Source organism: Brachybacterium fresconis (assembly GCF_017876515.1).
In the GTDB taxonomy this organism is placed as follows: Bacteria; Actinomycetota; Actinomycetes; order Actinomycetales; family Dermabacteraceae; genus Brachybacterium; species Brachybacterium fresconis.
In genome coordinates, this window is sequence record NZ_JAGIOC010000001.1 from 3087630 (window position 1) to 3113403 (window position 25774).

Genomic DNA, 25774 nt, shown 5'->3' on the forward strand with positions numbered 1-25774 from the left:
CTCCGGTGCCCCGGGCGGGAGCAGTGCCGACGCTACCCGCTCGGCTGCACGATCCAGGGCTGCACGACCCAGGCCTGCGGAGACAGGGTCGAGGGCTCCCAGCGCTCCAGCACGTCGGCGGCGGTCCGGCATCCCGGCAGTCCCAGCGAGTCCCCGATGCGCGCGACGACCGCCGCGACGGGCTCGCCGCGCTCGAGCCGGTCCCGCAGCGTGACCGCGCCGTCCCGCTTGGCCAGTCGTGCCCCGGCGGTGTTCACCGCGAGGGGGACATGGGCGTAGCCGGGTTCGGGCAGTCCCAGCAGGTGCGCCAGGTGCGCCTGGCGGGGTGCGGAGCTGAGCAGGTCGTCGGCCCGGGTCACCTGGTCCACCCCGGCGGCGGCATCGTCGACGACGACCGCGAGGTTGTAGGCCACCACCCCGTCGCCCCGGCGCAGCACCAGATCGTCGACCGCGCCCGTGACCGTGCCCGCCCACAGGTCCTCGACGGCCCACTCGGAGACGTCGGCGCGCAGGCGCAGGGCCGGTTCCCGCTGCAGCTCGCGCATCCGCGCCCGGCCGGCGGCGCGCTGGGAGGAGGTGAGATCCCGGCAGGTGCCGGGGTAGGCGCCCGGCGGGGCGTGCGGGGCGCTCGGCGCCTCCTGGATCTCGCGGCGGGTGCAGTAGCACTCGAACACCAGGCCGCGCCCGACCAGCCGTTCGATCGCCGCGTCATGGGCCGCGCCGCGATCGGACTGCCGCACCACCTCGCCGTCCCAGTCCAGGCCGAGGGCGGCGAGATCCGCCTGCTGCCGTTCCTCCGAGCCCTCCCGCACCCGATCGAGGTCCTCGATGCGCAGGTGGAAGGTGCGTCCGGTGCGGCGGGCCAGCGCCCAGGCGAGGATCGCGGTGCGCAGATTCCCCAGGTGCAGGTCACCACTGGGAGAAGGTGCGTAGCGTCCGGCACCGACACTCGGGGAAGGGGGTGGCGGGGACGGGGTGTCCATGGTGCAGGAGTCTAGATGGTGCTCCGCCGTGACAGCGGGGCGTCGGGCGGGCGGATGAGCAGGATGTCGTCCGACCGGTCGCCGGGGACCGGCCGGCCTGACGGGGCGGGGGAGAAGCCCAGCCGGGCGGCGAGGGCGCGGGAGGGACGGTTCGCGGCGGCCGTCACGGCGAGCACCTCGTGATGGCGGGCTCCGAGCGCGGGGTGGGCGAGCACGGCGCTCATCGCCTCGGTGGCGAGGCCGTGACCGGTCGCCGCGGGATCCAGGCGCCAGTACGCGCTGAGGGCCCGCTCGTCCTCGAGCGGGGTGATCCCGACGACGCCCAGCAGGGGCCCGTCGCGCCGCGCTCCTGCTCGCGAGGCGCCGTCGTCCGTGCTGCCGTGGGCCGACCCGTCCTCCGCCCGGGGGCGCACCGTGAGATACCCGGTCCCGTGACGCTCCCAGCTCTCGAGCCACCGCCCGAGCACCCAGCGCATCTGCGCGACCTCGGTCAGCGGCTCGGTGAGGTCCTCGGCGAAGGCGCAGGGATCCGCATGCAGCGCGAACAGCTCCTCGAGGTCGTTCGAGCAGACCGGGGCCAGATGGAGCCGAGGCGTGCGCACCGGGGAGACGGCGGACGGACGAACGGCGCGGCGATCACCGTCGAAGGACGGGATCGCCGCGCCGTGCACGGGATGCTGCGTGCTCAGAGCGCCGTGACGGAGCTCAGGCGTCGCCGCGGTGGGTGCCGCGCTTCTCGTCGTCGCTCTCGATGCTCTCGTCCGCATCGGAGTCGACCTTGACCTCCTTGGGCTCCGTGTCCGAGGCGCGGTCCTCGCCCTTCAGCGACTGGGCCACGTCTCCGGCATCGGCCGAGCCGACGGTGTCGGAGACGGTGGAGGAGTCCGCGTCGGAGGAGGCGGAGGCCGGGTAGTGCGCACGGGCGAAGTCCGCGGGCGGTGCCCACGGATCCTCGACCGGGCGGGTCTTCTGCCAGGCGATGTAGCCCGCGGCAGCACCGGCGGCGGCCAGACCGAGGACGAGCAGCACCTTCCCGGCGCGACCCTTCTTCTTGGCCGGCTCCGGCTGCAGGGCGGCGGCCTTGATGTCGCCCTGGCCCTTGTCGAGCTCCTGGCGGGCCGCGTCGACGGCGGCCTTCAGGACGGAACCGGTGGTCTCCGCCGTCTTGCGGGCGCGCGGGATGTAATCGTCCTGCACGTCCTGCTTGAACTTGTCGGCACGCGGGCCGAAGGACGAGGACAGCTCGGAGAGCTTCTCGCTCTGCTGACGGAAGCGCTCCTCGACGCCCGGGCCGTACTGGTCGACCAGATCGTTCGCGCGCGAACGGGCCTCGCGAGCACCCTCGGAGACGACCGGACCGACGGTCGCGGCGAGCTTCTGCAGCTCCTCCACGGCCTTCTCGGCACGCTGCGCGGTCGAACCGGCAGCCTCGGCGGTCTTCTCGGCCTGCTTCTTGGCCTTCTTGGTCTCACGCTTGGAGGTCAGCGCCATGAGGTTCCCCTTTCGGTCGAATCCGCCGGGTCGGGCCGACGGTGGTCCCTGGGCCGGGGCATCCCGGAGGATGACGCGACCCGTGTGGGACAACTCTAACGCGACAGAGTACGGGTCCTCCTCGGGCAATGGTCAGGTTCGCTCCCTGCCGAACGGTCGGCTCCGGCCGACGGGCCTGCCGCGGGCCGGTCGTCCTCCGGGGCGCGGCGGGCCCCCGGGGAGATGCCGTCCTCGGGGTGGAACCTGGGAGCAACCGCGTCACCGGCGCGGATGCCGTGCGCGCGGGCGTCTGTGCGAAGATTGCGCCATGTTCGCAACTCTGCACACCAACCACGGGGACATCCGTCTCGAGCTGTTCCCCGACCATGCCCCCAAGACCGTCGACAACTTCGTGGGCCTCGCCGAGGGCACCCGCGAGTTCACCGACGTCGAGAGCGGCGAGAAGGTCACCCGCCCGTTCTACGACGGCGTGGTCTTCCACCGCGTGATCGCCGGCTTCATGCTCCAGACCGGTGATCCGCTGGGCACCGGCACCGGCGGCCCCGGCTACTCCTTCGACGACGAGATCTCCGAGAAGAACTTCAACGAGCCCTATGTGCTGGCCATGGCCAATGCCGGCAAGCGCATGAACGCGATCACCGGCCAGCCCTCGGGCACCAACGGGTCGCAGTTCTTCATCACGGTCGGCCCCACCCCGCACCTGCAGGGCAAGCACACTGTCTTCGGCCGGGTCGTCGACGAGGACTCCAAGAAGGTCGTCGACGAGATCGGCGCCGCCAAGACCGACATGCGCGACCGTCCCCTCGAGGACATCGTCATCGAGAAGGTCTCCATCGAGAAGTGATCCCGCTCCGGCCCCGCTCGCGCTGAGCGAGCCGGCCGGCGTCGGATGCAGAACCGCCCGCCCTTCGATCGAAGGGCGGGCGGTTCTGCATCCGGCGGTCTCCGGCGGTCAGCCGTGCTGTGCGGCGGCCGGACGCGAGGGCCACCACATGCGGTCCCCGATCAGGGCGAACAGCGCCGGCACCAGCACGGTGCGCACCACCAGCGTGTCCAGCAGCACGCCGAGGCCCACGATCAGCCCCAGCTGGCCCAGCACCACGAGGGGCAGCACCCCGAGAGCGGCGAACACGGCGGCCAGCACCACGCCGGCACTGGTGATCACCACACCGGTGGACCCGACGGCCCGCACCATGCCCTGCGTCGTCCCGTGGGTCGCGGCCTCATGACGAGCGCGGTGGACCAGGAAGATCGTGTAGTCCACACCGAGGGCCACCAGGAACAGGAAGGCCAGCAGCGGCACCGTCACGTCCAGCGCGGGGATGTCGAACAGGAGCCGACCGGCCCACAGGCCCAGGCCGATCGCGGCGACGGAGCTGGCGACGTTCACCGTCAGCAGCACCAGGGGCGCGACCACGGCCCGCAGCAGGCCGATCAGCACGAGCAGCACCACCGCGAGGATCATCGGCGCCACCACCAGCAGGTCGCGGAGGGAGTCGGCGCGGACGTCCATGGCGCTCGCCGTGGTCCCGCCCACCAGGGCGTCGGCCCCGTCGAGCGCGTGCAGGGAATCGCGCAGCCCCTCGGCCTCGTCGATCGCGGCGGGGGACTCCGGTTCGGCGGTGCCGATGGCGGAGAGCACGGCCCAGCCGTCCGGCGTGGTGCCGGTGACGGAGGCCCGGTCGATGCCGGGCACCGACTCCGCGGTCTCCACCGCGGCCTCGGCGGCGTCCTCGTGCACGACGATCTGGTGCGGGGCGCTCTCCCCGGCGCCGTAGTGCTCGGCCATCGCGACGAAGCCGGTGGAGGATTCGTTGGCGGAGGCGAACTGCTCGTCCTGCGAGAGGCCCACGCGGGTGCCGATCAGGCCCGTGGCCAGCACTCCCAGCAGGACGACGGAGGTGATGGCGGCGACGGCGGGGCGACGGGTGACGGTGCGGGCGACGGCCGCGAACGGCCCGTGCTCGGCGTCGTCCCGACGGGTGGCGGCGTCCTCCGGCTTCGGGACGAAGGGCCAGAAGACCTTGCGTCCCACGACGGCGAGCAGCGCGGTGAGCGGGAAGAGCACGGCGACGAGGGCGACGAGCAGGCCGGCCGCGGCGGCGATCCCGAGTCCGCGGGTGGCGGGCATGACCGCGAACAGCAGGGTCATCAGTGCCAGCACCACGGTCACGTTGGAGGCGATGATCGCGGGCGCGGTGCGCTTCCAGGCGGTGGCCAGGGCGGCGCGATGGTCGTCGGTGGCGTGCAGCTCCTCGCGATACCGGGAGATCAGCAGCAGGGCGTAGTTGGTGCCCGCGCCGAACACCAGCACGCTGATCACACCGGAGTCGAAGGCCAGGGCGAACTGCTCGCCGAGCATCGAGGTCAGGGCGCCGGCGGCGCCGTCGGCGAGCGCGACGATCGACAGCGGCATCAGCCACAGGATGGGGGAGCGGTAGGTCAGCAGGAGCAGCACGGCGACCACGGCGATGGTCACGGCCAGCAGCGTGAAGTTCGCGCCGGCGAAGGCACCGCGGATGTCGGAGCCGACCGCGGGACCGCCCGTGACCGACACGGTCAGCTGCTCCGGGGCGGACTCGTCGGCCGCGGTGCGCAGATCGTCGATCATCGCGTCGATCGTGTCGTCGTCGGCCTCGGAGTCGACGGTGGTCATCACCAGGTCGGCCTCGCCGTCCTCGGCGGGCATGGGGCCGACGGCGTCCCGGCCGGAGACCTCGGCGAGGTCCGCGCGCAGCGACTCGATCGCGGCGGTGTCGTCGGCCGTCAGCTCGCCGCCGTCGTCGCGGGTGACCACGGCGAACACCGGCTGGTAGCGGTTGCCCTCCATGGTGTCCGCGATCGCGGCGGCACGGGAGGACTCCGAGCTGTCGGGCAGCGCATCCATGCCGGCGGCCGGGCCGGCGCCGCGCAGGCCGCCGGCCATGGCGACCAGCAGCGCGACGAATACGGCGAGCATCACCCAGGCCGAGCGGCGTCCGGTCAGGGCGCCGGAGATCCGGGTGCCGAGATGGCCGAGGGGACCGGTGCGGTCTCCGGAGCCGGATGCAGCAGGGGCGACGTCCTCGCGGCGACCGTCGGCCGACGGGTCGGTGGGAGCGGGATCGCCGGCCCGGTGACGACCGGTGGTGTGTGTGGGTGCAGGCACGGTGAGTCCTTCATGAGATAACCGCTGGTGGCGGCGGGGGATGCGGTCCCCGGGTCGGGGTGGTTCCCACGCTATGGACGCGGGGTCGTCCCCGGATCAACCGATCGATGTATTCGCCGGTGGGGCGTGGGTGGTGCTCGCTACGCTCGGTCCATGACGCAGCGACATCTCGCCGGTGCCCGGATCCTCGCCCAGGGCCTCGTCGGGCCGCCCCGCTTCGCGGGCCCGACGGAGGCCGCCCGAGCCTTCGGCGCGCACCAGGGCCAGGACCTGGCCGGAGTGATGGCCTCCCTGGCGCTGCGCACCGGCGGAGACATCGAGGATGTGCTCGCGGCTTTCGACCGCGGGGAGATCGTGCGGGGCTACCCCATGCGCGGCACCGTCTTCGCCGTCGCCGCCGACACCCTCGCCTGGCTCACCGAGCTGTGTGCCGCCGGTCCGCTGCGGGCGGCGATCTCCCGCCGCGGGCAGCTCGACCTCGCCGAGCACCATGTGGGCCGAGCGCAGGAGGTGCTCGAGGAGATCGCTGCGGAGCATTCGGGACCGGGCGTCGGCCGCGGGGTGCTGCGCAAGGACCTGCTCGCCGCGTGGGAGGCGGCGGGGGTCGACACCCGGCAGGGCCGCGGCTATCACCTGCTCAGCGAGCTGATCTCCTTCGGCGTCGCCGCCTACGGGCCGTGGCGGGAGGGGGAGACCGCGGTCGTGCTGGCGCGCAGCTGGCTGCCGGCGGGCAGCGACCTCGAAGGGGCCTTCGGCGGGGACGGGACCGCGGCGGCCGCCGAACTCGGCCGACGGTACTTCCTCAGCCACGGACCGGCGGGGGAGCGGGACCTCGCCTGGTGGTCCAAGCTGCCGCTGGGGCGGATCCGCGCCGCGCTGCCGCAGATCGCCGACCAGTTCGAGACCGGGTACGCCGACCGCGACGGCCGGCTCCACACCACGGCCGCCGCCGCCCGCGGCGGCGACGGCGAGCAGCTGTGGTGGCGACCAGGGCTCCTCGAGGAGTACGCCACCGCCGAGAAGGAGACCATGACCGAGCTGCTGCTGCCCGGGTTCGACGAGCTCGTGCTCGGCTACCGCGACCGGTTCTACCTGATGGACGACGCACGCCACCGCGCGCTCGTTCCCGGCAACAACGGGGTCTTCAAGCGCTCTGCGATCCGTCGCGGTGAGATGGTCGGCGTCTGGACCCGCGTGGGAGCGGCGGGGCGACGCCGGCTCGACCTGACCGCGGAACGGCCGATCAGCGATCCGCAGCGTCGACGGTTCGAGAAGCTCTTCGCCGCGTTCCCGTACACCGTGCCCTGAGCGCAGGGACGCGATCGATGCCGCCGGCCGCAGGGTCCTGGGCCCGTCCGGGACCCGGCGCTCGTCGCGGGACTCGGCGCCGGCTTCGCGGTCCGCCGACCACCCGGGACTCGGCGCCGGCCCAGGTCCCCGTGGTGGAATGGCACCCATGGAACGCCCCAGCTACGGCTACAGCGCCGAGGACCATCCGGAGCAGCAGGCATCCCCCGTCTGCCCCCGGCACCCCGACCGGGTGAGCTACGTGCGCTGCAAGCGCTGCGACCGTCCGGCCTGCCCGGACTGCCAGCGGCCCACCTCCGTGGGTGTGCTGTGCGTGGACTGCGAACGGGAGATCAGCAAGCAGCAGGCCGCCTCGCGCCCGCGCAACGCGATGGGCGGCGGCATGGGCCGCGGAAAGCCCGTGGTCACCTACACGGTGATGGGCCTGTGCGTGCTCGCCTACCTCGGCCAGATGGCCGTGCCCGCGATCGTCTACGGGCTGGGCCTGTTCGTGCCGGGCTATGCACTGGTCATGCCCTGGACCTTCCTGACCGCGGGCTTCCTGCACGGCGGGATCATGCACCTGCTGCTGAACATGTACGCGCTGTACATCGTGGGCCAGTACCTCGAACCGACGATGGGCCATGCGCGGTTCGCCGGCGTCTACTTCGCCTCGCTGCTGGGCGGGCACACCGCCGTCTACCTGATCGCCGATCCCATGAGCCAGGCCTGGTACTCCGGCACTCTCGGCGCCAGCGGTGGCGTGTTCGGCCTGTTCGCGGCGATGTTCGTCGTCAACAGACGCCTGGGCGGGCAGACGGCGCAGATCCTCGTGCTGATCGGCCTGAACCTCGTCATCACCTTCACCGTCCCCAACATCTCCTGGCAGGGGCACTTGGGCGGGCTCGTGGTCGGCGGCGCGCTGACGGCAGCCCTGTTCGCCCTGCGTCCCCAGGCCGGCCCCGGAGCCGATCGGCAGGCCCTGGCCAAGCGCTCGGCCCTGCTGCACGCTGCAGTCATCGTGGCGATGGTGCTGCTGTGCGTGGTCCTGATCATCATCAAGACCCTGACGATTCCGTCCTGAGACGCCGCGGCCGCGGCGTGTGACGTCGGGCCTGCGCCCCGCGTCGTCGGGCCCGAGCCTGCGACGTGGCCGCTCCGGTCCCGTCTGCGCTCCCGCGGACCGTCGCCGGGTGAATGACACCGGTGTGACTATCCCCAGTTGTGGACGGAATTGGGGACGAACGTGGAACGGCGGGGGACTTTCCGGGACGCATTGTGGATAACCGAGGATGCGTTGTGGACAGAAGGTGGGCGCGGTGCACGGACGGTCCGACGTACCACACGTCCGGCCTCCCGTCGCCCTCCGGCTGCTGGCCAGCGGATCTGTTCAGTGCGACCCGGCGCGCGGCTACGGGCTGACCCGGGAGCAGGCGGAACGAAACTTTCGTGACCTGGGGTGATGGTGAAAATCTCCGGGATCCGGTGTCGTCGTCGATGACGGTGACCCCGCGGTCATCGATCGCTCGGTGCCGTGGATGTCCGACACGCCGTCGACATCGCTGGTACCTGCGGAACTACAAGCCTGTCATTCGTCCACGTCTGTGGATAACGTTGTGGATAACGTCTGCATCCAGGCGTGGCGACGGTGCTGACGCAGGAGATCCGGGGTATCTCCGGGACTGATGTGCACGGCGCTCGTGCACCCCGTGGACGAATGCGCCGGAGTCTGCTACGCCCCGATGTGGCGGATGTGGCGGATGTGGCGGATGTGGCGGATGTGGCGGGTGGGCGTCGGTGTTGTCGACGCGCTCGCCATGGCGGGCGACGCGTCCGTCGGCATCACTGTTCCGCGCCGCCGGGCCGCTGAAGATCCGTCGGGGTGTCCAGCGCGACCAGCACCATGCGCGTCAGCGCCCGGGAGGCGGTGACGGCATCGACCACCGCGGCCTCGGGCACATGGACGAACCCGCCCCGGATGCCGACCAGGCTCGCATCGGTCGCGAGCAGGTGCTGGAGACGGTAGAAGACGTCGTTGCAGACGTAGGTGCCCGCCGTCTGCGAGACCGAGCCCGGGATGCCGTCGTCGGCCAGTGCGGCGACCATCGCCTTGATCGGCAACGAGGTGAAGTGTCCGACCGGGCCGCCCGCGATCACGGGGTCGTCGACCGGAGCGGTGCCGGCGTTGTCGGGGATCCGTGCATCGCGCACATTGATCGCCACCCGCTCGGGAGTGATGCCGTGGCGCCCGGCGGCGAGCCCGACAGCGACGACGAGGCGTGGGCGATGCTCCCGCACCGCTGTCGCGAGCAGGTCCCCGGCGGAGCCGAACTCGACCGGCAGCTCCTCCGCGGCCACCTCGAGCCCCTGCTCGCGCAACCGCGGCACCGCACCCCGCACGGCCTCCCAGGACTCGTTGGCCGCCGCCCCCGCGAAGGGCTCGAAGCCGGTCAGCAGCACATCGATCGCCATGGGCTCAACTGTAGAGGCGGCACCATGATCCCGTGACGCACCCGACATGAGTCGGGGACGCTCAACTATGGAATAAGACCTCGGCTCAAGGTGTTGGAGGGAGTGTCGGCGCCTCGACGGCGCCTTTCCCGAGCACACCAGGAGGACAACCATGGCTCGCACCCTCAGCCCCTTCCACGAGGTCGACCGACTCTTCTCGGACCTCACCCGCACCCCGGCCTCGGTCGGCATGCCGATGGACCTCTACCGTGACGGCGATGCCTTCACGGCGGAGATCGACCTGCCGGGCGTCGACCCGTCGAGCATCGACGTCGACGTCGAGGACCGCACCTTGACCATCCGCGCCGAGCGCGCGGCCACCGCCGCCGACGGGGAGCGCGCCTGGCTCACCCGGGAGCGCCCGTCGGGCACCTTCGCCCGTCAGCTCACCCTCGGCAGCCGCGTCGCGCTCGACAAGATCGACGCGAGCTACACCGGCGGCGTGCTGCGACTGAGCATCCCGATGGCCGAGGAGGCCAAGCCCCGCAAGATCGCCGTCTCCCACGCCGAGCACACGGCGTCGGACGGCGAGCAGCAGGAAGCACCAGAGGCGTCCGCGACATCCGAGGATGCCGGATCGCGCGTCCCGGTCGCTGCCGGGGCCTGACCGCCGCGCTCCGCACCAGCGGAGCGCCGCACCGACCGGAGGGGTCGGCCGCCACGGCGGCCGGCCCCTCCGCTCGTGCGGGTGGGCCGAGGAAAACCGCGTGCTCGCAGCGAGCCTGCTCCCTACCCTGGGGTGATGACCGCCTTCTGCCCGCTCACCGCGCTCCACCCGCCCTTCGGCCTCGTCATCACGGCCGGGGAGCTCACCCTGCGTCCGCTCGCCGATCCGGACCTGCCGGAGTACGCCGCGCTGATCCGTCGGCCGATCTTCGCCGATCCCGACTCCCCGCACGTGTTCGCCTGGTACCGCAACGACCCTGCCACCCGGGTCCGGGAGGCGCTGCGCTTCCAGTGGCGACTGCGCGCCGAGCTGACCACCGAGCAGTGGACGATGCCGCTCGGGATCTGGTCCGACGGGCGCCTCATCGGCTGCCAGGACATCGCCGCGCACCGTTTCGCCGAGCGTCGCACTGTCACCTCCGGCTCCTGGCTCACGCGGGACGTGCACGGGGCGGGCTACGGCACGCTCATGCGCCAGGCGATGCTGACCTTCGCGTTCGACCACCTCGGAGCGCAGCGCGCCGAGTCGGCCGCGGTGATGGGCAACGACGCCTCGTTCGCCGTCTCGCGCCGCTGCGGCTACGCGGACAACGGCACCCAGATGTCCACCGAGCCCGGCCCGGCCGTGCTCCAGCAGCGTTTCCTGCTCACCCCCGAGCGGTTCCGGCGACCGGAGGTGCCGGTGGAGGTCGAGGGCCTCACCGCGGAGCTGCGGGAGCTGCTCGGCGCCTGAGGGGGTGGGTCATCGCGAGTCATCGCCACGCGATCGCATCCACTGGCGCCTAGCGAGCACGCAGGGCCGCATGAGGGGCTGCGTGCTCGCCGAGCGCCAGTGGTTCCCGTACTGCCCCTGGCCAGCGGTTCCCGCGCCGCCCCTGGTCAGTGGCTCACATCGACTCCTGCCACGCTTGGTAGAGCGCGGCGAAGCGACCGCCGGCGGCGACCAGCTCGGCCGGGGAGCCGTCCTCGACGACCTCGCCGCCGTGGACCACGAGCACCCGGTCGGCGATCATGACCGTGGTCAGGCGGTGCGCGATGATCAGCGAGGTGCGGTGCCCCAGCAGTTTCGTCAGCCCCTCCTGCACCATCCGCTCCGACGGGATGTCCAGCGAGCTGGTCGCCTCGTCGAGGATCAGCACGCGGGGATCGGCGAGGAAGGCGCGGGCGAAGGAGATCAGCTGGCGCTGGCCGGCCGAGACGCGCCCGCCGCGCTTGTTCACATCGGTGTCGTAGCCGTAGGGGAGCTGCTCGATGAAGGAGTCAGCGCCGATGGCCTCGGCCGCGGCCTCGATCTCCTCGCGGCTCGCCCCCGGCTTGCCGAGCGCGATGTTGTCCGCGACGGTCCCGGAGAACAGGTAGGCCTCCTGGGTGACCATGACGATGTTGCGGGTCAGGTCCTCCATGGAGATGTCCCGCAGGTCCACGTCGTCCAGCTGCACGCTGCCCTCGGTCGCGTCGTAGAAGCGGGAGATGAGCTTGGCGACCGTGGACTTGCCGGCACCGGTCTGGCCCACCAGGGCGATCGTCTGTCCGGCGGGGATGTGCAGGTCCATCGGCTGCAGCACCAGCGGCCCGTCGGCCGTGTAGCGGAAGGAGACGTCCTCGAAATCGATCTTTCCGCTGGAGGCGGGCAGCGGTGTGGGCTCGGTCGCCTCCTGCACGTGCGGCTGCACGGCCAGCAGGTTCGCGATCTTCTCGAGCGCCGAGACCGCGGACTGGAAGGCGTTGTAGAAGTTCGCGATCTCGTCGACCGGCTGGAAGAAGCGCCGCGCGTACAGCACCAGCGCCACCAGGGTGCCGACCTCCAGGTCCCCGTTGAGCGCGCGGAACCCGCCGACGACCAGCACGGCGGCGATGGTGACGTTCGCCAGGATGCGCAGCGCGGGCTGGTAGATGCCGAACACGTTGACGGACCGCAGCGAGGCGTCGCGGTAGTCCTGGGCGAGGGTGTCGAACTCCTTCTGGTTGCGATCCTCCTTGCGGAACGCCTTGACGGCGCGGATGCCGGCCATGGCCTCGACGAAGTGGACGATGAGCCGCGCCGAGTGGGTGCGGATCGCGCGGTACTCGATGCTCGAGCGCTTCTGGAACCAGATCGTCAGCAGCACGCAGGGGATCAGCATCAGGAGCATCACGACACCGGTCACCCAGTCGCTCCAGACGATCAGCACGATCGTGAACACCATCGACAGCGACGCGCCGACCATGACGTTCACGCCCGAGTCCAGCAGCTGGCGCAGCGCCTCCATGTCGGAGGTCTGCCGCGAGACGATGCGTCCCGAGGTGTAGGACTCGTGGAACTCCAGATCCTGGCGCTGGGTGAAGCGGAAGACCCTCCGGCGCAGCGCCAGCAGCATGCGCTGGCCGACCACCACCGACTGGCGCACGTAGCCGAAGGTCAGCACGCCGCCGACGACCGCCGCGGCGACGGTCAGCGCCGCGGCCTGGATGGCGCGGCCGGGATCCCCGGCCTGGAGCGCCGGCAGGCCGGTGTTGATGCCCCAGCCGATGATCGCGGGGCCGGCGACGACCGCGAGCTGGGCGAACACCACCATGATGCCCATGACCACGAACTGGCCCTTGACCGGGGAGATCAGCTCCCCGAGCAGGGCGAAGGAGCGCTGGCGGGAGGCTTTGACCTCGGCGGCGTCGGGCGTGTGCTGCTCGTCGTCGCGGTTGTTCTCGACGGTGGTGGTCATCGCTGCTCCTCCCCGTCCTCGCGCTCGGGCCGTCGGCCCCCGACGGCGGGATTCCCGGCGGTCACGGTCCGTTCGCGGTCCGCGTCGGCGGGCTCGCCCGGTGGGGCGGTCGACGGGGCCCCGTCCGGGCCCGCGGTCGGCGATTCGTCCCCGGCGGCCTGCTGGATCGCGGCCAGTTCGAGCTCCCCGGTGAGGGTCTCGATGTCCTGGTCGCGGCGGGCCTCCTCGGCCTGGTTGGCGATCACCCAGCGGTAGCGCGCCGAGGACTTCAGCAGCTCGGTGTGGGTGCCGACGGCGACCACGCGGCCGTGGTCCAGCATCGCGACGCGATCGGCCAGGGCCACGGTGGAGGTGCGGTGGGCGACGATCAGCGTCGTCGTGCCCTCGAGCACCTCGCGCAGGCGCGTGGTGACCGTCTCCTCCGTCTTGGTGTCCAGCGCGGACAGCGGATCGTCCAGCAGCAGCACCGCCGGCTTGGCCGCGATCGCACGGGCCAGGGCGAGACGCTGACGCTGGCCGCCGGACAGGCTCATGCCCTCCTCCCCGATCGGGGTGTCCACGCCCTCGGGCAGGTCGAAGGCGAAGGTGGCGTCGGCCGTGCGCAGCGCGAGGTCCAGCAGCTGTTCGCGCTCCGCATCGGACAGTGCGGGGTTCGCGCCCAGCAGCACGTTCTCGCGCACCGAGTCGGAGAACAAGGTGGCGTCCTCGAAGGCGAAGGCGGTCAGGGTGCGCAGGGTGATCAGGTCCATGGCGCGCACGTCGACGCCGTCGATGGTGAGCGAGCCCTCGGTCACCTCGTACAGGCGGGGCACCAGCTGCAGCAGCGTGGACTTGCCGCTGCCGGTCACGCCCACCAGCGCCATGGTCTCGCCGGGACGGATCTCGAGGTCCACGCCGTCCAGCACGTCGCCGACGTGCCCCGGGGCGTCCTGGTACCGGAAGTGGATGCCCTCCAGGCGCACGGCGCCGACGGCGCGGGCGGGGTCGACGGGGGTCGGATCCGGGGGCGAGGTGATCGAGTTGGCCTCGTCCATCACCTCGTAGTGGCGGTCCAGGGCCGTCGTCGCGTTGACGGCCTGGCCCAGCAGCGAGCCGAGCTGACGCACCGGGCCCACCACCAAGGTGGCGGTCGCGAAGTAGGAGGCCAGCTGGCCGGTGGTGATCGAACCGTCCGCGGTCAGGTACAGCCCCGCCAGCAGTGCGATGCCGAGGGCGAGCTCGGGGAGCATGAACATCGACATGTCGAAGCGAGCGATCGCGGTGGCCTTGCGCACCTCGGTGCGGCGCAGCTCGTCGGCCTGGTCCGTGAAGTCGTCGAGAGCGTTGGGGCCGCGCCCGAAGGCCTTCAGCACGCGGATGCCCTGCACCGACTGCTCGATGGTGGTGGCCAGATCGCCGTTCTGGTCCTGGGCGCGGCGCGAGAGCACGGAGAAGCTGCGGTTGAAGCGATAGGCGATCACCGAGACCGGCACCGCGGCCAGGAAGAAGATGATCGCGAGGATGCCGGAGGAGCGCCAGAGCAGGCACATGCCCACCACGATGGTGACCGAGCTGGTCACCACCATGATCATGCCGAAGGCGATCCAGCGGCGGATCTGGTTGATGTCGGTGAGCATGCGCGAGAGCAGCTGGCCGGAGCCCCATCCGTCGTGGAAGGACACGGGCATGTGCTGGAGCTTCTCGTAGAAGTTCACGCGGATCTGCTTCTCGACCGTGGTCGAGGGGGCCACGGCGAAGGTGCGCCGCATCCAGATCAGCATCGCCTCGATCAGACCGAGGGCCAGCACGATCGCGCCCCCGGTCCAGATGGTCGAGGCGACGGCGTCGGTCTCCAGGCGGTTGACGATGAACTCGAGGACCTGCGGGATCATCAGCGCCACGAGGGAGGCGGTGAGGGCGCTGAACAGACCCAGATAGAGGCGGAATCGGATGGGGCGGACCGTCTGCCAGAGGCGGCTCATGGTGCCGAGCATGGGGAAAGGGAACCTCAGTGGGAATTGCGCGGTCCCGGCGGTCGGGAACGAAGCCTTAGCCTAGTCAACTATTCCCACGATGGATAGCGCTTCAGCGCCGCGTCGTCGATGCGTCAGGCACGTCGGCGACCGACGTTCCCGTCGGCAGCGGTCGCTGCCGTGCATCGCTGGGCGGGCGGATCTTCGCGACAGGAGGTGGCGCAAGTCGTCGCCGCGGCCGCCGCGGGTCGGCTCAGGCGTCGGGCTCGGCGGGGGTCCACTCGCCGTAGGCGGCGTCGGACAGCAGCGCCGCGGCGCCGGCGGTCGCAGCGGTCACGGCGAGCACCGCCGGCCAGGAGCCGATCTTCTTCGCCAGCGGGTGCGAGAGCCCGAAGCCGACCACGTAGGTGGCGCCGAGCACGGCGGTGGTGGCGGGTCCGCGGCGGGCCAGCCAGGTGCGGCCGGCGTAGACCCCGGCGGCGGCGAGCACGACCCCGCCGAGCGGGCGGATGCCGGTCTCGCGGGCGGTCAACCAGCCGCCGATCAGCCCCGCGGTGACGACGGAGGCGGTGTTCACGGACTCGGCGGGTTTGATCGCGGTGCTCATGGCCCGAAGGCTACGCCGGGCTCGTGTGTGTTCTCTGAGCCTCGATGCGCCGATCGGGTTTCCGGGGTGCTTTTCGATGGTTGCGGTCGAGCAGTGACCCTGATGCCGGCGTGAGGGCGTGCGGGTGCTGCCGGTCTGCCCGGCATTTCCACTTCGGTTCCTTCTCGTAGGGACAGATCGCTGCTGGTCAGGTCATCATCACCCGGGTGGTGTCGAAGAGGTTCTCCCAGGCCGTGTGCCAGGGCCAGTTCCGCGGTAGGTGCAGTCGCCAGGAGCGGGCGCGGTTCGCGATCCGGGCGGGCACCGCGATCAGATGATCGACCAGGGTCTGCCAGCGGGCGCGGGCATGGAAGCTCGAGGCCAGCACCCCGGCAGCGCGGGCGAGGTTGAACGCGATCGCGGCCAGCACGGTCCAGGCACTGTTGGCGGTGAACACCCCGGAGGGGCAGTGAGCCAGCGGCCCGCCCTTGAGGTCGGCGATGACCTGCTCGACGATCGCGTGGTCTCGGTGGGAGGCCTCCGCGGCCAGCATCGAAAGCGGTGAGTCGGTGAACACCGCGTGGTGGCGATACGCATCCAGCAGCCCGCCCTGCTCACTGTGCCCGTGGCGTGGGTTCAGGCGTTTCACGCGACGCACGATCAACCGGGCCGTGACGTGCTCGGCCTGCTTGCGGGAGGTGAACGCGGTGTACTCGACCTCGGCGACCTCGGCATCGGAGATCCACCGCTGCTCGGCCTCCTCCCAGATCGCCTGCGGATACTTGATCGGCGTCCATGCGTCCTCGGGGATGCGAGAGATCGCCCCGACCACGGACGGGTTCATCCTCGCGGTGAGCGAGAAGTGGGCCCCGCCCCGGCGGGCCGCGGCCACCGTGGCGTGCTGGAAGTAGGCCGAATCCGCACGCACGGTCACCATCCCGGAGACGCCGGCGCGCTTCGCAGTGGCCAACGCGCTGCCGATCATCGCCGCGGTGCCGTGGGCCGAGGCCGCCGCGCCCCGACGCAGCCGGATCCCGGCGATCACCGGCACGGCCTGCAGCGTGGAGAGGGTCGCGACCTGGGCGTTCAAACCCTTCACCCCGCTGTAGCCGTAGCCGGCGCCCTGCTTCGCGTAGCCGTGGGTGGCCCGGATCGTGTCATCGATATCGACGAACGCGACCCGGTCGCCACCGCTCAACAGGCCCGGCACCCGGGCCGCCAGCCCGGTCAGGACCCTGGAGGCGACTGCGTCGAGCTGGCGCACGTGCCCGAAGGTGTATCCGCGCAGGTGGGTGCCCAGCGTCGTGGGTGCCCGCCGCGCGGTAAACGCCCGGCCCATCCCGCCATGACGCAGAACGTCCATGTCCGAGATGCTGTCGGCGCCAGCGAGCATTCCCGCGACCAGGGAGGGGACCTTCACATCGGCGTTGGAACCGATGCTGCCCGGCACCGTGACGTGCTCGGCGACCAGGCCCGGCAGGCCCGCCGACTCCGCGAGCGCCATCACCGGCACCAGCCCCGCCCGACCAACCAGATTGTCATCATCGAACTCGGCAGAGAAATCATGGGATACTCGCACTACCAGTGCTCCTGTTGCTCAGCGTCATGGAACCTTCGAACAGTCCCATTATCGCTGGCCACAGGAGCATTTGGCTGTCACGACCCGCCTACCCGACCGGCGGATCCAGGCTGAGGTCGCGCCTCGTCCCGGATGATCGCCGGCAGCGAGGTCCACGGCGCGCCGTCGACGCCCTCCCCGCAGCGTGGGGGATCCCCTCAGCAGACGCCCTTCACCGCACCACGGCGATCCCGTGGGCGGGCACCACGCCGGCCGCGGCCGGGCCGACGGCGTCGAGCATGTCGGCGCCGCTGACCGTCTCGACGACCTCACCGGGAGCAGGCCGGTCCTCCTCGCCGAGGTTCAGCACCATGGTCAGCGGCGCGGCGGCCCCGTCGGAGGGGTGCGGAGTCAGCACGATCTCGGCGTAGGTGTTCTCGAGGGTCTCCTCGCGCACCGTGACCTCGGCCTCGGCCAGCCAGGGTTCGCGGCGACGCAGGGAGAACAGGCGCTGATGCACCTCGAGGATCCGCGGGGCGGCCGCGGGGTGGAGCACCGCGAGATGGCTGCCGTCGGCGGCGTCGGCCGGATCGTCCGGGAACGCGGGCCGCACCGCGTGGTCCCCGCCGGCGCGCTCCTCCTTGATGCCGACCGCCCCGAACTCATCGCCCGCATACACCGCGGGGATACCCGGCAGCAGCGCCAGCAGCGCGTACGCGGCGGCCAGATCGCGGCCGTCCTCCAGCTGCGAGGCGATGCGCGTGGTGTCGTGGTTGCCGACGAACGTCAGCGGGTGGGCGCCACCGTCGGTCTCGAGGAACTCCTGGTGACGGCCCAGGGCATGGGCCAGCTCGAAGAGGTTCTGGTCGAGCAGCGCCGACCAGATCGCCTTCCACAGCTCGTACTGGGTGATCGAGTCCGCGCCCGAGTCGGCGGCGAAGGCCGGGTACTCGCCATGGATGACCTCGCCGAGCAGCCACGCCTGGGGATGCGCGGCGCGGACCCGCTCGAGGATGGGCGCCCAGGCCTCGGCACCCGCGGAGTACATGGCATCCAGCCGCCAGCCGTCGATCCCGCGGTCCAGCCAGCCCGTCATGACGTCCACGACCGAGTCCTGGACCACGGAATCGCGCAGCTCCAGCTCGACCAGGTCGGCATTGCCCTCGAAGCCGTAGGGCTGCTCGCCCGCCCAGCGGATGTGCGCGCTCTCGGGGGCGTGCGGGCCGACGGAGATCGCGCGGCGCGCCACCGGGTGGCGGTCCGAGACATGGTTGAAGACGCCGTCGAGCACGACGCGAACGCCGCGTTCGTGGCACGCGGCGATCAGCGCGTCGAGGTCCTCGTCGCTGCCGAGCCGGGGGTCGAGCCGGCGGTGGTCGAGGGTGTCGTAGCCGTGGGAGACGGAGTCGAAGATCGGGTTCAGCAGCAGCACGTTCGCGCCGAGGCCGACGAGATGATCGAGCCAGCCCAGCAGACGCGGCAGGCGGTGGACGACGTTCTCGCCCGCCGCCCCGCCGTACCCCTCGCCCTCGAGGTCCTCGCGGTGCGGGGGCGCGCCGCAGAAGCCCAGGGGATAGACCTGCCAGCAGATCGCATCCCGGATCCAGGAGGGGGAGGACGGCGCCGTGGTGTTCATGCCGCCATCGTAGGCGTGCGGTGCTCCGGGGCGTGCGGTGCTCCCGAGCGTGCGGTGATCCCGAGCGTGCCGTGATCCAGCGTGTGCGGTGTTCCGGGGCGTGCCGTGATCCAGGGTGTGCGGTGTTCAATGGGGACCGGCCGCACGATCCGACGCGCCGCCGGGCGCCGACCATTCCAGGAGACCTCACCGATGATCCGCATGCGCACCGATTTCTTCTCCGAGTCCCTCGGCATGGGCACCTCGATGGTGGTGCTGATGCCGCAGGCCGCCTCCGGCATCGGCATGGAGGGAGCCGACGAGCCTTCGAGGGGCGGGGACCACGGCGCGACCGTCGGGAACGCCGCCGGGGGAGCCGCCGACGGAGGTGCCGTCTCCGGGGGTGCCGCCGACGGGAGCAGCGCCTCGGCGCCGGGCGTGCCGGTCCTCTACCTGCTGCACGGGCTCAGCGACGACTGCACGATCTGGGAGCGGCGCACCTCGATCGAGCGCTACGCGACCGGGAAGGGCATCGCCGTGGTCATGCCCGAGGTTCGCCGCTCCTTCTACAGCGATGAGGCGGTGGGGGAGAGGTACTGGACCTTCGTCGCCGAGGAGCTGCCGGAGCTGGTCGCGCGCACCTTCCGGATCTCCACCGCCCGGGAGGACACCTTCGTCGCCGGGCTCTCGATGGGCGGCTTCGGCGCGTTCAAGCTGGCGCTGAACCATCCGGAGCGCTTCGCGGCCGCGGCCAGCCTGTCCGGAGCGCTGGATCCGGCCTCGCTCGGGCTCGAGCACAACACCGGCCATCTCGCCGAGCGCGTCTGGGGCGGACGCGACCTCGCGGGCACCGCCGATGACCTGCTGGGCAGGTTCGCCACCGCGGACCCGCTCTCGCTGCCGGCGCTGTTCCTGGACTGCGGCACCGAGGATGCTCTTCTCGAGCAGAACCGTCGGTTCATCGAGACCGCCGAGACCGCGAGCGTCGACCTGACCTCGCGCCTGCGCCCCGGCGACCACAGCTGGGAGTTCTGGGACCAGGGCATCCAGGACGTCCTGGACTGGCTGCCGCTGCGGGGCTGACCAGGGGCCGACCAGGGGATGACCCGGGGTCGACGGGCCGGGGCGAATGCACCGCCTGACGGTGTCCGACGCCACGACGGTGCATCGGCCCGGGATGATTCATGGGACGTCCTCGACCTGCCGATCCCCCATACGGCGTGGCCGTACGCATGAGTCCCGCATTCCGGATCTCGCCGCGACGGCCGGCCGAGCATGGCACGAGGTGACGGGGTGACGGGGTGACGGGGTGACGGGGCAACCGGCCGAGGGGGCCGATGGAGACGAAGGTCGCCCCGGTCAGCCCGCTGTCACTGCGAAGATCACCAGCGCGAGGTAGATGACTGCCTCCGCGAGGACGTTCATGATGCCGGGCCGGGTCAGATGTCGGGCTTCCCGTCGCGTCGGCTCAGCGGGCGGATCGCTGGTCAGCAGGCGACGACAGGCCAGCGCCGTCCCACCCACGACACCGAGTGCGAGCAGCCACGGCAGCCACCACAGCGTCGGCGGGACGATCCCGATCAGTCCGAGGATCCCGATCATGCTGGCGGCGCTGACAGCGCGCACGAGCACCTCCAGCGGGTGCAGGTGGCGCCTGAAGAGCGTGAGGGTCGAGACCAGCACGACCGCGACCACCACCGCGGCGGCCAGCAGCGGCGCGAAGCGGAGCAGCTCGGTCACAGGACCACCTCCCCGGTCAGCACGCCGACGCCGAGCTCATCGACGCTCCGGGCGGTGTCGGTCAGGACGGCTATGCCTCGTCCATCAGCGGGATCGAAACCCACGAACGCTGCGAAACCGCCGGTCATGCCGTTGTGCCACGTGATCCGCGAGCCGTCGCCGGCGAAGTCCTCATGGAACCAGTTCATCGAGGTGCGCTCGCCGTCCTCGCCCTTCAGCAGCACCTCGGTCGCGGCGGCGGCGCCGGGGGCGGAGCCGTCGGCCACGGCCGCGAGATAGGTCGCCAGGTCCCTCGAGGTCGAGCGGATCCCGCCCGCGGGGGCGCTGCCGCCCATGGTCCAGGGCGCTGCTCGCAGGCCCGTCGGAGTATGCCCGTGCGGGGCATCCGCGCGGAGACCGGCGGGGGTGATCGGGGCGTAGGTGTCGCCCAGGTCCAGGGGTTCGAGGACGCGCCGGGCGAGGAGGGTGGCGTAGTCGGTGTTGGCGAGGCGGGCCAGCAGCTGGCCCTGGAGGGCGACGCCGAAATTGGAGTAGGAGCGCTCGCCGCGTCCGCTCGGGGTCGTCGCGAGCGCCGCCTCGATCACGTCGTCCCCGTCGCGTCCGGCGTAGGGGTCTTTGCGGCGCAGCGCCGCCAGCCAGCCGGCGAGCATCATGTCCGGGGACAGGCGCGGCAGGCCCGAGGTGTGGGTGGTGAGCTCGGCGAAGGTCACGTCCGCGATCGCGCTGGCGTCGGCCTGCGCGCCCAGCACCTCGGCGACCGTGGTGTCCACGGTGGCCTCACCCCGCGCGACGGCCTCGGCCAACAGGGCACCCGTGAACGTCTTGGTGACCGAGCCGATCTCGAACTCGCGGGTCGCGGTGGCCCCGAACCCGCCGAAGCGGGTGGTGCCGCTGCCGTCCAGGACGGCGACCGCGACGTGGCGGTGGCCCGCAAGGTGCGGGGCAAGGGCAGTGGTCAGCTGCGGGTCGCCGGTGGGGTCTGCGAGCCGGGCGGGCCGCGGACCGGTCAGGGCGGTCAGCCCGATCACGGCCGCCGCCCCGGGCACGCCCGCGGCCAGCACGGTGCGGCGCGCGGGGCGCGGAGGGGTGTGCGCCGGGCACTCGGGGGCCGACGACGGGGGCTGCTCGAGTCCTGGGCTCGTGGACCCCGGAGCGTCGGCGCCGGCGTCATCGGAGTCCTCGGGGCCCGGTGGCCGCGGATGCTCGGCCATGCTCAGCCCTTCTCGAGTGCGGTGATGATGGCCAGCAGAGGCACCACGCGCGGGGTCGCGAGGGCCCAGCTGCCACGGCGCGGGGTGGTCACCCAGCCGCCGCTCTGCAGGGCGGAGAGATGGTGGTAGGCGACGCCGGTCGAGCCCAGCTCGAGCTCGTCGACGAGCTGGGCGACGGTGTGCTCCCCGTCCAGCAGGCGCCGCAGCATCGCCAGACGCAGCGGGTGGCCGAGCGCCGCGACCGATTCGGCGTGCTCGGCCCAGTCCGTGCCCAGCAGGTGCTCGGTGGGGCGGCCCCACTGGTACTCGAGGTGCCCGGCGCCGACGTCGACCGCACCGGCGAAGACCACCGCCCCAGGGGTGGGGGCATGTGCTTTCAGGGAGGTCAGGGCCCAGAACGGGTCCTCTTCGTCGGTCGGTGGAGTCGGCGCGGAGGAGGCTGGCGGGGTGACAGGGGCACCGGACGCCGCGGTCGGGGCAGAGCCGTCGGAGGCGGTGCCCGGGGTGCGTTCCCCGTCGGCGCCGGGGGAGCCCGCCTCCATCGCGGCGACCCGCTCCTCGAGCGCGCTGACGCGTGCGAGCAGCTCGTCGGGAGAGGGGTCCTCGGGCGCCATCATGGAATCAGCATATCCGGAAGTACGGAATAACGGAACAACGGGACGGCGGAACGATGATCCGTTCTGGACCGTGCGCCGGGTCGCGGCGCGCATGCGGCACGATGGGCACGGATCTGCCGGGTGGTCGGCCATCGTCGGCCTGGCCGCCCGGTCCCGTCATCCCTCGAGCACCCAGGAGCGACCGTGGCCCTCTTCGCCGTCCAGTACACCTACACCGACGATGCCGACCGGGTCGCCATCTACCGCCCCGAGCACCGCGAGCACCTCAGCGAACTGCACCGCGAGGGCACGCTGCTGCTGTCCGGCCCGCTCGGCGGCGGCCCGGGCGGCCTGCTGATCGTGACGGCGGATTCCGAGGAGGACGCCCTGGCCAAGCTCGACGGCGACCCCTTCAAGCGCGAGGGCGTGATCATCGACCGCGTGGCCCGGGAGTGGACCGTCGTGATCGGCGAGGTCCCCGGTGCCTGAGTTCGGTGGCCTGAGCCCGGGGTGAGTTCGGTGGCTGCCCCCGGTAGCCCGGTGCTCGCCTCGCCGGTCGGTCCGCTTCTCCGGCTCGTGTCTCGGCGCCATTGTGCGCTGTGCTTCCGTTCGTGGAAGTGTGGCGCGCAATGGCGGATGGAGCGGTGCTCGCCTCGCCGGCCGGTCCGCCTCCCCGGCTCGTGTCTCGGCGCCATTGTGCGCTGTGCTTCCGTGCGTGGAAGTGGGGCGCGCAACGGCGTGCGCGGGGCGGGGTCAATGGCGTGCGCGGGGCGGGGTGTTCGAGTGCTCTCGCCCTGGGCCATCGGTGCGGGTCAGCCGTCGCCGGCGGCGCGTCGGCGCCCGGCCTCCTGCAGCTCCAGGAGCTGGGCGACGGTCGCCGCGGCCGTCATCTGGTCGCCGACGATCACCAGCGGTGCCGCCGCCGCACCGCCGTGCTCGGCGAGCAGCTGCTGGGCCCGCGGATCCTGGTACACGTTCACCCAGACCACGTCGTCGCGCTCGCCGCGGATCGCGGTCTGCAGCCGTGCGGAGAGCGGATTTCCCGGTGCCCACAGGATGATCACCACGTCATCGGCGCGCCGCGCGAGGGCGGTCTCGAGCGGGGCATGCGGCCCGCTGCGCAGCGGGCTGGTCCAGTAGGCCATGAACAGCGAGAACACGGCCACGGCGATCGCGGCGATCAGCTGATCGGCCAGCACCAGCAGCACCGTGGCGAGCGCACCGCCGAGCAGCAGCAGGACCGAGCGCGTCCACGCCCGCAAGGGCGCACCGCCGCGGCGGGGCCCGGGCGATCCGGGGGTGTCAGGGCTGGTCATGGTGCCAGGATACGAGGGTCGGCTGGGCGTCCTCAGATCATCGCGGCGGTGGTGAGGCGGGTGTTCGTCTCGGCCACCAGGGCATCGCGCAGGGCGGCGACCGCCGGGATCGACTGCGCGCCGCGCCGGTTGAGCAGCCCGATCATGCGGTTGTCGAGGTCCGGCAGCTCGCGCACCACCACGTCCGCGATGGGGGCGGCCTCGAGCGTGGTCTCCGGCATCAGGGCGACGCCGCCGCCGTGCAGGATCAGCCGCTGGACGACGATCGAGTCGTCGGTCGAGTGGCGCACCTTCGGCACGAAGCCGGCCCGTCGGGCGCTGCTGAGCAGGTTCGCCCGGCAGCGTTCGCAGCCCGCGATCCACGACTCCTCCGCGAGATCGCCGAGGGTCAGGGACGGATCGTGGGCCCGCGGGTGATCGCGCGGCAGCACCGCCATCACCCGGTCCTCCATCAGCGGGGTCCACTCCAGGGTGCCCTCGTCGCCGATGTCGCTGCAGGGGTAGCGGAACACCAGGGCGAGATCGAGGTCCCCTTCGCGGACGGCCGGGACCGCGTCCGGCGGCTCGAGCTCGTCGAAGGTGACCTCGAGGTCGGGGGCGGTCTCGGTCAGGCGCGCGAGCACCGGCGGCAGCAGCACCGCGGCGGCGGAGGGGAACGTCCCGAACTTCACGGTGCCGCGGCGCAGCGCCGTGAGGTCCGCCAGCTCCTCCTCGGCCGCGTGCATCTGGGCCGCGATCGCCTCGGCGTGCGCGGCGAGGCGGCCGCCGGCCTCGGTGGGGGTGATCCCGGAGGAGGAGCGCAGCAGCAGCTGGGTGCCGACCTCCTTCTCCAGCGCGGCGAGGTGCTGGGACACCGCGGGCTGGGTCCATCCCAGCTCGCGGGCGCCGGCACCGATCGAGCCGTTGCGCACCACGGTGCGGAAGATGAGAAGTCGACGAGGATCCATGCCGTCCATTCTAGACGCCGGTGGCAAGCCCTGCTTATGGGTTGGGACACCCTGCTCAGATCCCCTGGACCTGGACGGTCCAGATCCTCAGGACCCAGGACGGAGCGCGAGGAGCCAGAGGAGCCCGAGGGGTCGGGAATCAGCGCCCTGCCGCGGCCGGCTCGCCCGGATAGGTGCCGAGGGACCACAGGTTCCCCTCCGGATCAGCGAGGGTGAGCTCCCGCCCGCCGTGGTCCCTGTTCTGCAGCGGCTGGACGATCCGGGCTCCCGAGCGCTCTGCCTGGGCGCGGGTCAGCAGGGCGTCGAGGCCGGCGTCGTCGAGGACCAGGTAGGCGCCCAGCGTCCCGGGCTCGCGCTGGTACTCCGCGCCCGGCCGATGGGTCCCGAGCATGACGGCGCCGCCGCCGGGCCAGTCCAGCTGGGCGTGCGCGATCGTGTCGCCCTCCCCGGGGACGACGAGGGTCTCGACGAAGCCGAGCACGTCGCACAGGAAGCGGATCTCGGCGCGGGCGTCGTGGGCCTGGAAGGCGACGTAGACGCGGGTCGAAGGCGTGGGGCCGGTCGTGATGTCCATGCCTCAATCCTGCGCGGTGCCGTGCCCTCCCGCTTGAAGGTTTCGGCGTTCCTCCCGGATCCACGCGCTGGGGGCTGCTCCCGTGAATCGCCGGAACTCTCGGGTGAGATGGGCGTGATCGGCATATCCGGCATCGGCGGCGATGCCGGCGAGATCAGGGGTGCGATCCGCGTGGACGGTCCCGGCGATCGTCGCGAGCGCCGCCTCGAAGCGGGCCAGTCGGGCCGCGCTCTTCACTCCGAGCCCGAACTCCCCGGTGAACTCGGTGCGCAGTTGCCGCGGGGACAGCGCCACGTGGCCCGCGAGAGCGTCCATTTGGATCCGTCCCTCGCTGGCGAGCACGAGGCGCCACGCCTCGGCCACCTCAGCGCGGACGTGCCCGGCGCCCGAGGACGGGGCGGCGCACCAGGAGCGGAATGTGCGGGCGATCCGCTCGGCGCGCTCCGGCCACCCGGAGGACTCCCCGACCTGCTCCCACAGGTCACGTCCGGATCGACCGAGCACCTCGGTGCCGTCGAATCCGCCGACGAGATCCGCCGCGCGCACCCCGAACAGGGCCCGTGCCGCGAGCGGATCGACCTGCAGCTGGATGCCTTCCTGGCGGGTGGGCTGCTCGATGAGGATCGGCGCGGTGTGCATGCCCGCCAGGACCAGGTCGGCGCGGAATCCGGCCGGCGACCCCAGTGCGCCCTCCTCCCAGGCGCCGAAGACGGGTCCGTCGAGGCTGACGATCATGGTGAGGGTGGTGCTCGGCAGGCCGTGGTGCACGCCCGGTTCCAGGCCTCGGGCACGGTAGGCGGATCCGCTGCGGAGACCGGGCATCGCACCGGGCGCCACTCTCGCGAACTCGAGCGTGGCGGGCCGCGCGGCATGATCGCTCACCGTCCCAGGATC

At 72.0% G+C, this 25774-nt stretch carries 24 protein-coding genes; 7 read left to right on the forward strand and 17 right to left on the reverse strand.

The window, feature by feature from the left end; all coding sequences use genetic code 11:
- Window positions 1-32: 32 nt before the first annotated feature.
- From gluQRS to JOF44_RS13810, 3 genes are read right to left on the reverse strand one after another with little or no spacing between them, the layout of a single operon-like run.
- Entirely contained in the window at window positions 33-983 is a 951-nt protein-coding gene (gene gluQRS, locus JOF44_RS13800) for a tRNA glutamyl-Q(34) synthetase GluQRS (RefSeq protein WP_209892526.1), read from the reverse strand.
- 11 nt (window positions 984-994) lie between these two features.
- A complete protein-coding gene (locus JOF44_RS13805) occupies window positions 995-1654 on the reverse strand; it encodes a GNAT family N-acetyltransferase (RefSeq protein ID WP_209892529.1) in 660 nt (219 codons plus the stop codon).
- A gap of 34 nt (window positions 1655-1688) precedes the next feature.
- The gene (locus tag JOF44_RS13810; protein ID WP_209892532.1) at window positions 1689-2474 is read right to left on the reverse strand and encodes a hypothetical protein; all 786 of its coding nucleotides are present in this window, start codon (window positions 2472-2474) and stop codon (window positions 1689-1691) included.
- A gap of 307 nt (window positions 2475-2781) precedes the next feature.
- Between JOF44_RS13810 and JOF44_RS13815 the strand changes: the two genes are divergently transcribed.
- Window positions 2782-3318: a peptidylprolyl isomerase gene (locus JOF44_RS13815; protein ID WP_209892534.1), complete on the forward strand. Its 537-nt coding sequence runs from the start codon at window positions 2782-2784 to the stop codon at window positions 3316-3318.
- Between the two features lie 108 nt (window positions 3319-3426).
- Here JOF44_RS13815 and JOF44_RS13820 read toward each other — a convergent pair whose 3' ends face one another.
- A complete protein-coding gene (locus tag JOF44_RS13820; RefSeq protein ID WP_342591785.1) occupies window positions 3427-5622 on the reverse strand; it encodes an MMPL family transporter in 2196 nt (731 codons plus the stop codon).
- Between the two features lie 153 nt (window positions 5623-5775).
- Here JOF44_RS13820 and JOF44_RS13825 point away from each other — a divergent pair, with 153 nt between their 5' ends.
- Window positions 5776-6930 (forward strand): winged helix DNA-binding domain-containing protein, encoded by a 1155-nt coding sequence (locus JOF44_RS13825; RefSeq protein ID WP_209892537.1) that lies wholly within the window; start codon window positions 5776-5778, stop codon window positions 6928-6930.
- 148 nt (window positions 6931-7078) lie between these two features.
- Window positions 7079-7993: a rhomboid family intramembrane serine protease gene (locus JOF44_RS13830; protein WP_209892540.1), complete on the forward strand. Its 915-nt coding sequence runs from the start codon at window positions 7079-7081 to the stop codon at window positions 7991-7993.
- 758 nt (window positions 7994-8751) lie between these two features.
- On the opposite strand, the gene JOF44_RS13835 is transcribed toward JOF44_RS13830, so the two are convergent.
- Window positions 8752-9381 carry a pyroglutamyl-peptidase I gene (locus JOF44_RS13835; RefSeq protein ID WP_209892543.1) on the reverse strand — a complete coding sequence of 210 codons (630 nt, stop codon included), beginning with the start codon at window positions 9379-9381 and terminating at the stop codon, window positions 8752-8754.
- A 151-nt stretch (window positions 9382-9532) separates the two neighbouring features.
- Between JOF44_RS13835 and JOF44_RS13840 the strand changes: the two genes are divergently transcribed.
- Together JOF44_RS13840 and JOF44_RS13845 are read left to right on the forward strand one after the other, a co-directional pair.
- A complete protein-coding gene (locus JOF44_RS13840) occupies window positions 9533-10027 on the forward strand; it encodes an Hsp20/alpha crystallin family protein (RefSeq protein ID WP_209892546.1) in 495 nt (164 codons plus the stop codon).
- A gap of 135 nt (window positions 10028-10162) precedes the next feature.
- Entirely contained in the window at window positions 10163-10819 is a 657-nt protein-coding gene (locus JOF44_RS13845; RefSeq protein WP_209892548.1) for a GNAT family N-acetyltransferase, read from the forward strand.
- A 154-nt stretch (window positions 10820-10973) separates the two neighbouring features.
- Here the strand turns inward: JOF44_RS13845 and JOF44_RS13850 are convergent, their stop codons facing one another.
- The 5 genes from JOF44_RS13850 to JOF44_RS13870 form a co-directional block, all read right to left on the reverse strand.
- Window positions 10974-12785, reverse strand: a complete 1812-nt coding sequence (locus JOF44_RS13850; protein ID WP_209892551.1) for an ABC transporter ATP-binding protein — start codon at window positions 12783-12785, stop codon at window positions 10974-10976.
- Window positions 12782-14758 carry an ABC transporter ATP-binding protein gene (locus JOF44_RS13855; RefSeq protein ID WP_209892554.1) on the reverse strand — a complete coding sequence of 659 codons (1977 nt, stop codon included), beginning with the start codon at window positions 14756-14758 and terminating at the stop codon, window positions 12782-12784. Before JOF44_RS13855 ends, JOF44_RS13850 begins: the two co-directional genes overlap by 4 nt.
- Window positions 14759-14990: 232 nt before the next feature.
- On the reverse strand, window positions 14991-15344 hold the full coding sequence (locus tag JOF44_RS13860; protein ID WP_209892557.1) for a hypothetical protein: 354 nt from the start codon (window positions 15342-15344) through the stop codon (window positions 14991-14993).
- A 187-nt stretch (window positions 15345-15531) separates the two neighbouring features.
- On the reverse strand, window positions 15532-16902 hold the full coding sequence (locus tag JOF44_RS13865) for an IS1380 family transposase (protein ID WP_209886296.1): 1371 nt from the start codon (window positions 16900-16902) through the stop codon (window positions 15532-15534).
- Window positions 16903-17113: 211 nt separating this feature from the next.
- Entirely contained in the window at window positions 17114-18517 is a 1404-nt protein-coding gene (locus tag JOF44_RS13870; protein ID WP_209892560.1) for an alpha-amylase family glycosyl hydrolase, read from the reverse strand.
- A 192-nt stretch (window positions 18518-18709) separates the two neighbouring features.
- Between JOF44_RS13870 and JOF44_RS13875 the strand changes: the two genes are divergently transcribed.
- A complete protein-coding gene (locus JOF44_RS13875) occupies window positions 18710-19579 on the forward strand; it encodes an alpha/beta hydrolase (protein WP_209892563.1) in 870 nt (289 codons plus the stop codon).
- 276 nt (window positions 19580-19855) lie between these two features.
- Here the strand turns inward: JOF44_RS13875 and JOF44_RS13880 are convergent, their stop codons facing one another.
- Genes JOF44_RS13880 through JOF44_RS13890 form a run of 3 tightly spaced genes read right to left on the reverse strand, consistent with a single transcriptional unit; the run spans window position 19856 to window position 22064 of the window.
- Complete coding sequence (locus JOF44_RS13880) at window positions 19856-20236, reverse strand: hypothetical protein (RefSeq protein ID WP_209892566.1); 381 nt, start codon at window positions 20234-20236, stop codon at window positions 19856-19858.
- A complete protein-coding gene (locus JOF44_RS13885) occupies window positions 20233-21447 on the reverse strand; it encodes a serine hydrolase domain-containing protein (RefSeq protein WP_209892568.1) in 1215 nt (404 codons plus the stop codon). Before JOF44_RS13885 ends, JOF44_RS13880 begins: the two co-directional genes overlap by 4 nt.
- A gap of 2 nt (window positions 21448-21449) precedes the next feature.
- The gene (locus tag JOF44_RS13890; protein ID WP_245348950.1) at window positions 21450-22064 is read right to left on the reverse strand and encodes a helix-turn-helix domain-containing protein; all 615 of its coding nucleotides are present in this window, start codon (window positions 22062-22064) and stop codon (window positions 21450-21452) included.
- A gap of 183 nt (window positions 22065-22247) precedes the next feature.
- Here JOF44_RS13890 and JOF44_RS13895 point away from each other — a divergent pair, with 183 nt between their 5' ends.
- Window positions 22248-22532, forward strand: a complete 285-nt coding sequence (locus tag JOF44_RS13895; RefSeq protein ID WP_209892571.1) for a YciI family protein — start codon at window positions 22248-22250, stop codon at window positions 22530-22532.
- Between the two features lie 323 nt (window positions 22533-22855).
- Here the strand turns inward: JOF44_RS13895 and JOF44_RS13900 are convergent, their stop codons facing one another.
- The 4 genes from JOF44_RS13900 to JOF44_RS21185 all read right to left on the reverse strand — a co-directional run bounded on the left by JOF44_RS13900 (window position 22856) and on the right by JOF44_RS21185 (window position 25762).
- Complete coding sequence (locus JOF44_RS13900; protein WP_245348951.1) at window positions 22856-23359, reverse strand: hypothetical protein; 504 nt, start codon at window positions 23357-23359, stop codon at window positions 22856-22858.
- A 32-nt stretch (window positions 23360-23391) separates the two neighbouring features.
- Window positions 23392-24306, reverse strand: coding sequence for a LysR family transcriptional regulator (locus tag JOF44_RS13905; RefSeq protein ID WP_209892573.1), 915 nt, complete (start codon window positions 24304-24306; stop codon window positions 23392-23394).
- Window positions 24307-24445: 139 nt separating this feature from the next.
- A complete protein-coding gene (locus tag JOF44_RS13910; RefSeq protein ID WP_209892576.1) occupies window positions 24446-24880 on the reverse strand; it encodes a VOC family protein in 435 nt (144 codons plus the stop codon).
- Between the two features lie 3 nt (window positions 24881-24883).
- On the reverse strand, window positions 24884-25762 hold the full coding sequence (locus JOF44_RS21185) for a helix-turn-helix domain-containing protein (RefSeq protein ID WP_209892579.1): 879 nt from the start codon (window positions 25760-25762) through the stop codon (window positions 24884-24886).
- Window positions 25763-25774 lie beyond the last annotated feature (12 nt).

Coding starts and splice junctions, on each gene's coding strand:
- gluQRS (WP_209892526.1), bottom strand. CDS start 983: ATGGACACCCCGTCCCCGCCACCCCCTTCCCCGAGTGTCGGTGCCGGA.
- JOF44_RS13810 (WP_209892532.1), bottom strand. CDS start 2,474: ATGGCGCTGACCTCCAAGCGTGAGACCAAGAAGGCCAAGAAGCAGGCC.
- JOF44_RS13815 (WP_209892534.1), top strand. CDS start 2,782: ATGTTCGCAACTCTGCACACCAACCACGGGGACATCCGTCTCGAGCTG.
- JOF44_RS13825 (WP_209892537.1), top strand. CDS start 5,776: ATGACGCAGCGACATCTCGCCGGTGCCCGGATCCTCGCCCAGGGCCTC.
- JOF44_RS13830 (WP_209892540.1), top strand. CDS start 7,079: ATGGAACGCCCCAGCTACGGCTACAGCGCCGAGGACCATCCGGAGCAG.
- JOF44_RS13835 (WP_209892543.1), bottom strand. CDS start 9,381: ATGGCGATCGATGTGCTGCTGACCGGCTTCGAGCCCTTCGCGGGGGCG.
- JOF44_RS13840 (WP_209892546.1), top strand. CDS start 9,533: ATGGCTCGCACCCTCAGCCCCTTCCACGAGGTCGACCGACTCTTCTCG.
- JOF44_RS13845 (WP_209892548.1), top strand. CDS start 10,163: ATGACCGCCTTCTGCCCGCTCACCGCGCTCCACCCGCCCTTCGGCCTC.
- JOF44_RS13850 (WP_209892551.1), bottom strand. CDS start 12,785: ATGACCACCACCGTCGAGAACAACCGCGACGACGAGCAGCACACGCCC.
- JOF44_RS13855 (WP_209892554.1), bottom strand. CDS start 14,758: ATGCTCGGCACCATGAGCCGCCTCTGGCAGACGGTCCGCCCCATCCGA.
- JOF44_RS13860 (WP_209892557.1), bottom strand. CDS start 15,344: ATGAGCACCGCGATCAAACCCGCCGAGTCCGTGAACACCGCCTCCGTC.
- JOF44_RS13870 (WP_209892560.1), bottom strand. CDS start 18,517: ATGAACACCACGGCGCCGTCCTCCCCCTCCTGGATCCGGGATGCGATC.
- JOF44_RS13875 (WP_209892563.1), top strand. CDS start 18,710: ATGATCCGCATGCGCACCGATTTCTTCTCCGAGTCCCTCGGCATGGGC.
- JOF44_RS13885 (WP_209892568.1), bottom strand. CDS start 21,447: ATGGCCGAGCATCCGCGGCCACCGGGCCCCGAGGACTCCGATGACGCC.
- JOF44_RS13890 (WP_245348950.1), bottom strand. CDS start 22,064: ATGATGGCGCCCGAGGACCCCTCTCCCGACGAGCTGCTCGCACGCGTC.
- JOF44_RS13900 (WP_245348951.1), bottom strand. CDS start 23,359: ATGACCAGCCCTGACACCCCCGGATCGCCCGGGCCCCGCCGCGGCGGT.
- JOF44_RS13905 (WP_209892573.1), bottom strand. CDS start 24,306: ATGGATCCTCGTCGACTTCTCATCTTCCGCACCGTGGTGCGCAACGGC.
- JOF44_RS13910 (WP_209892576.1), bottom strand. CDS start 24,880: ATGGACATCACGACCGGCCCCACGCCTTCGACCCGCGTCTACGTCGCC.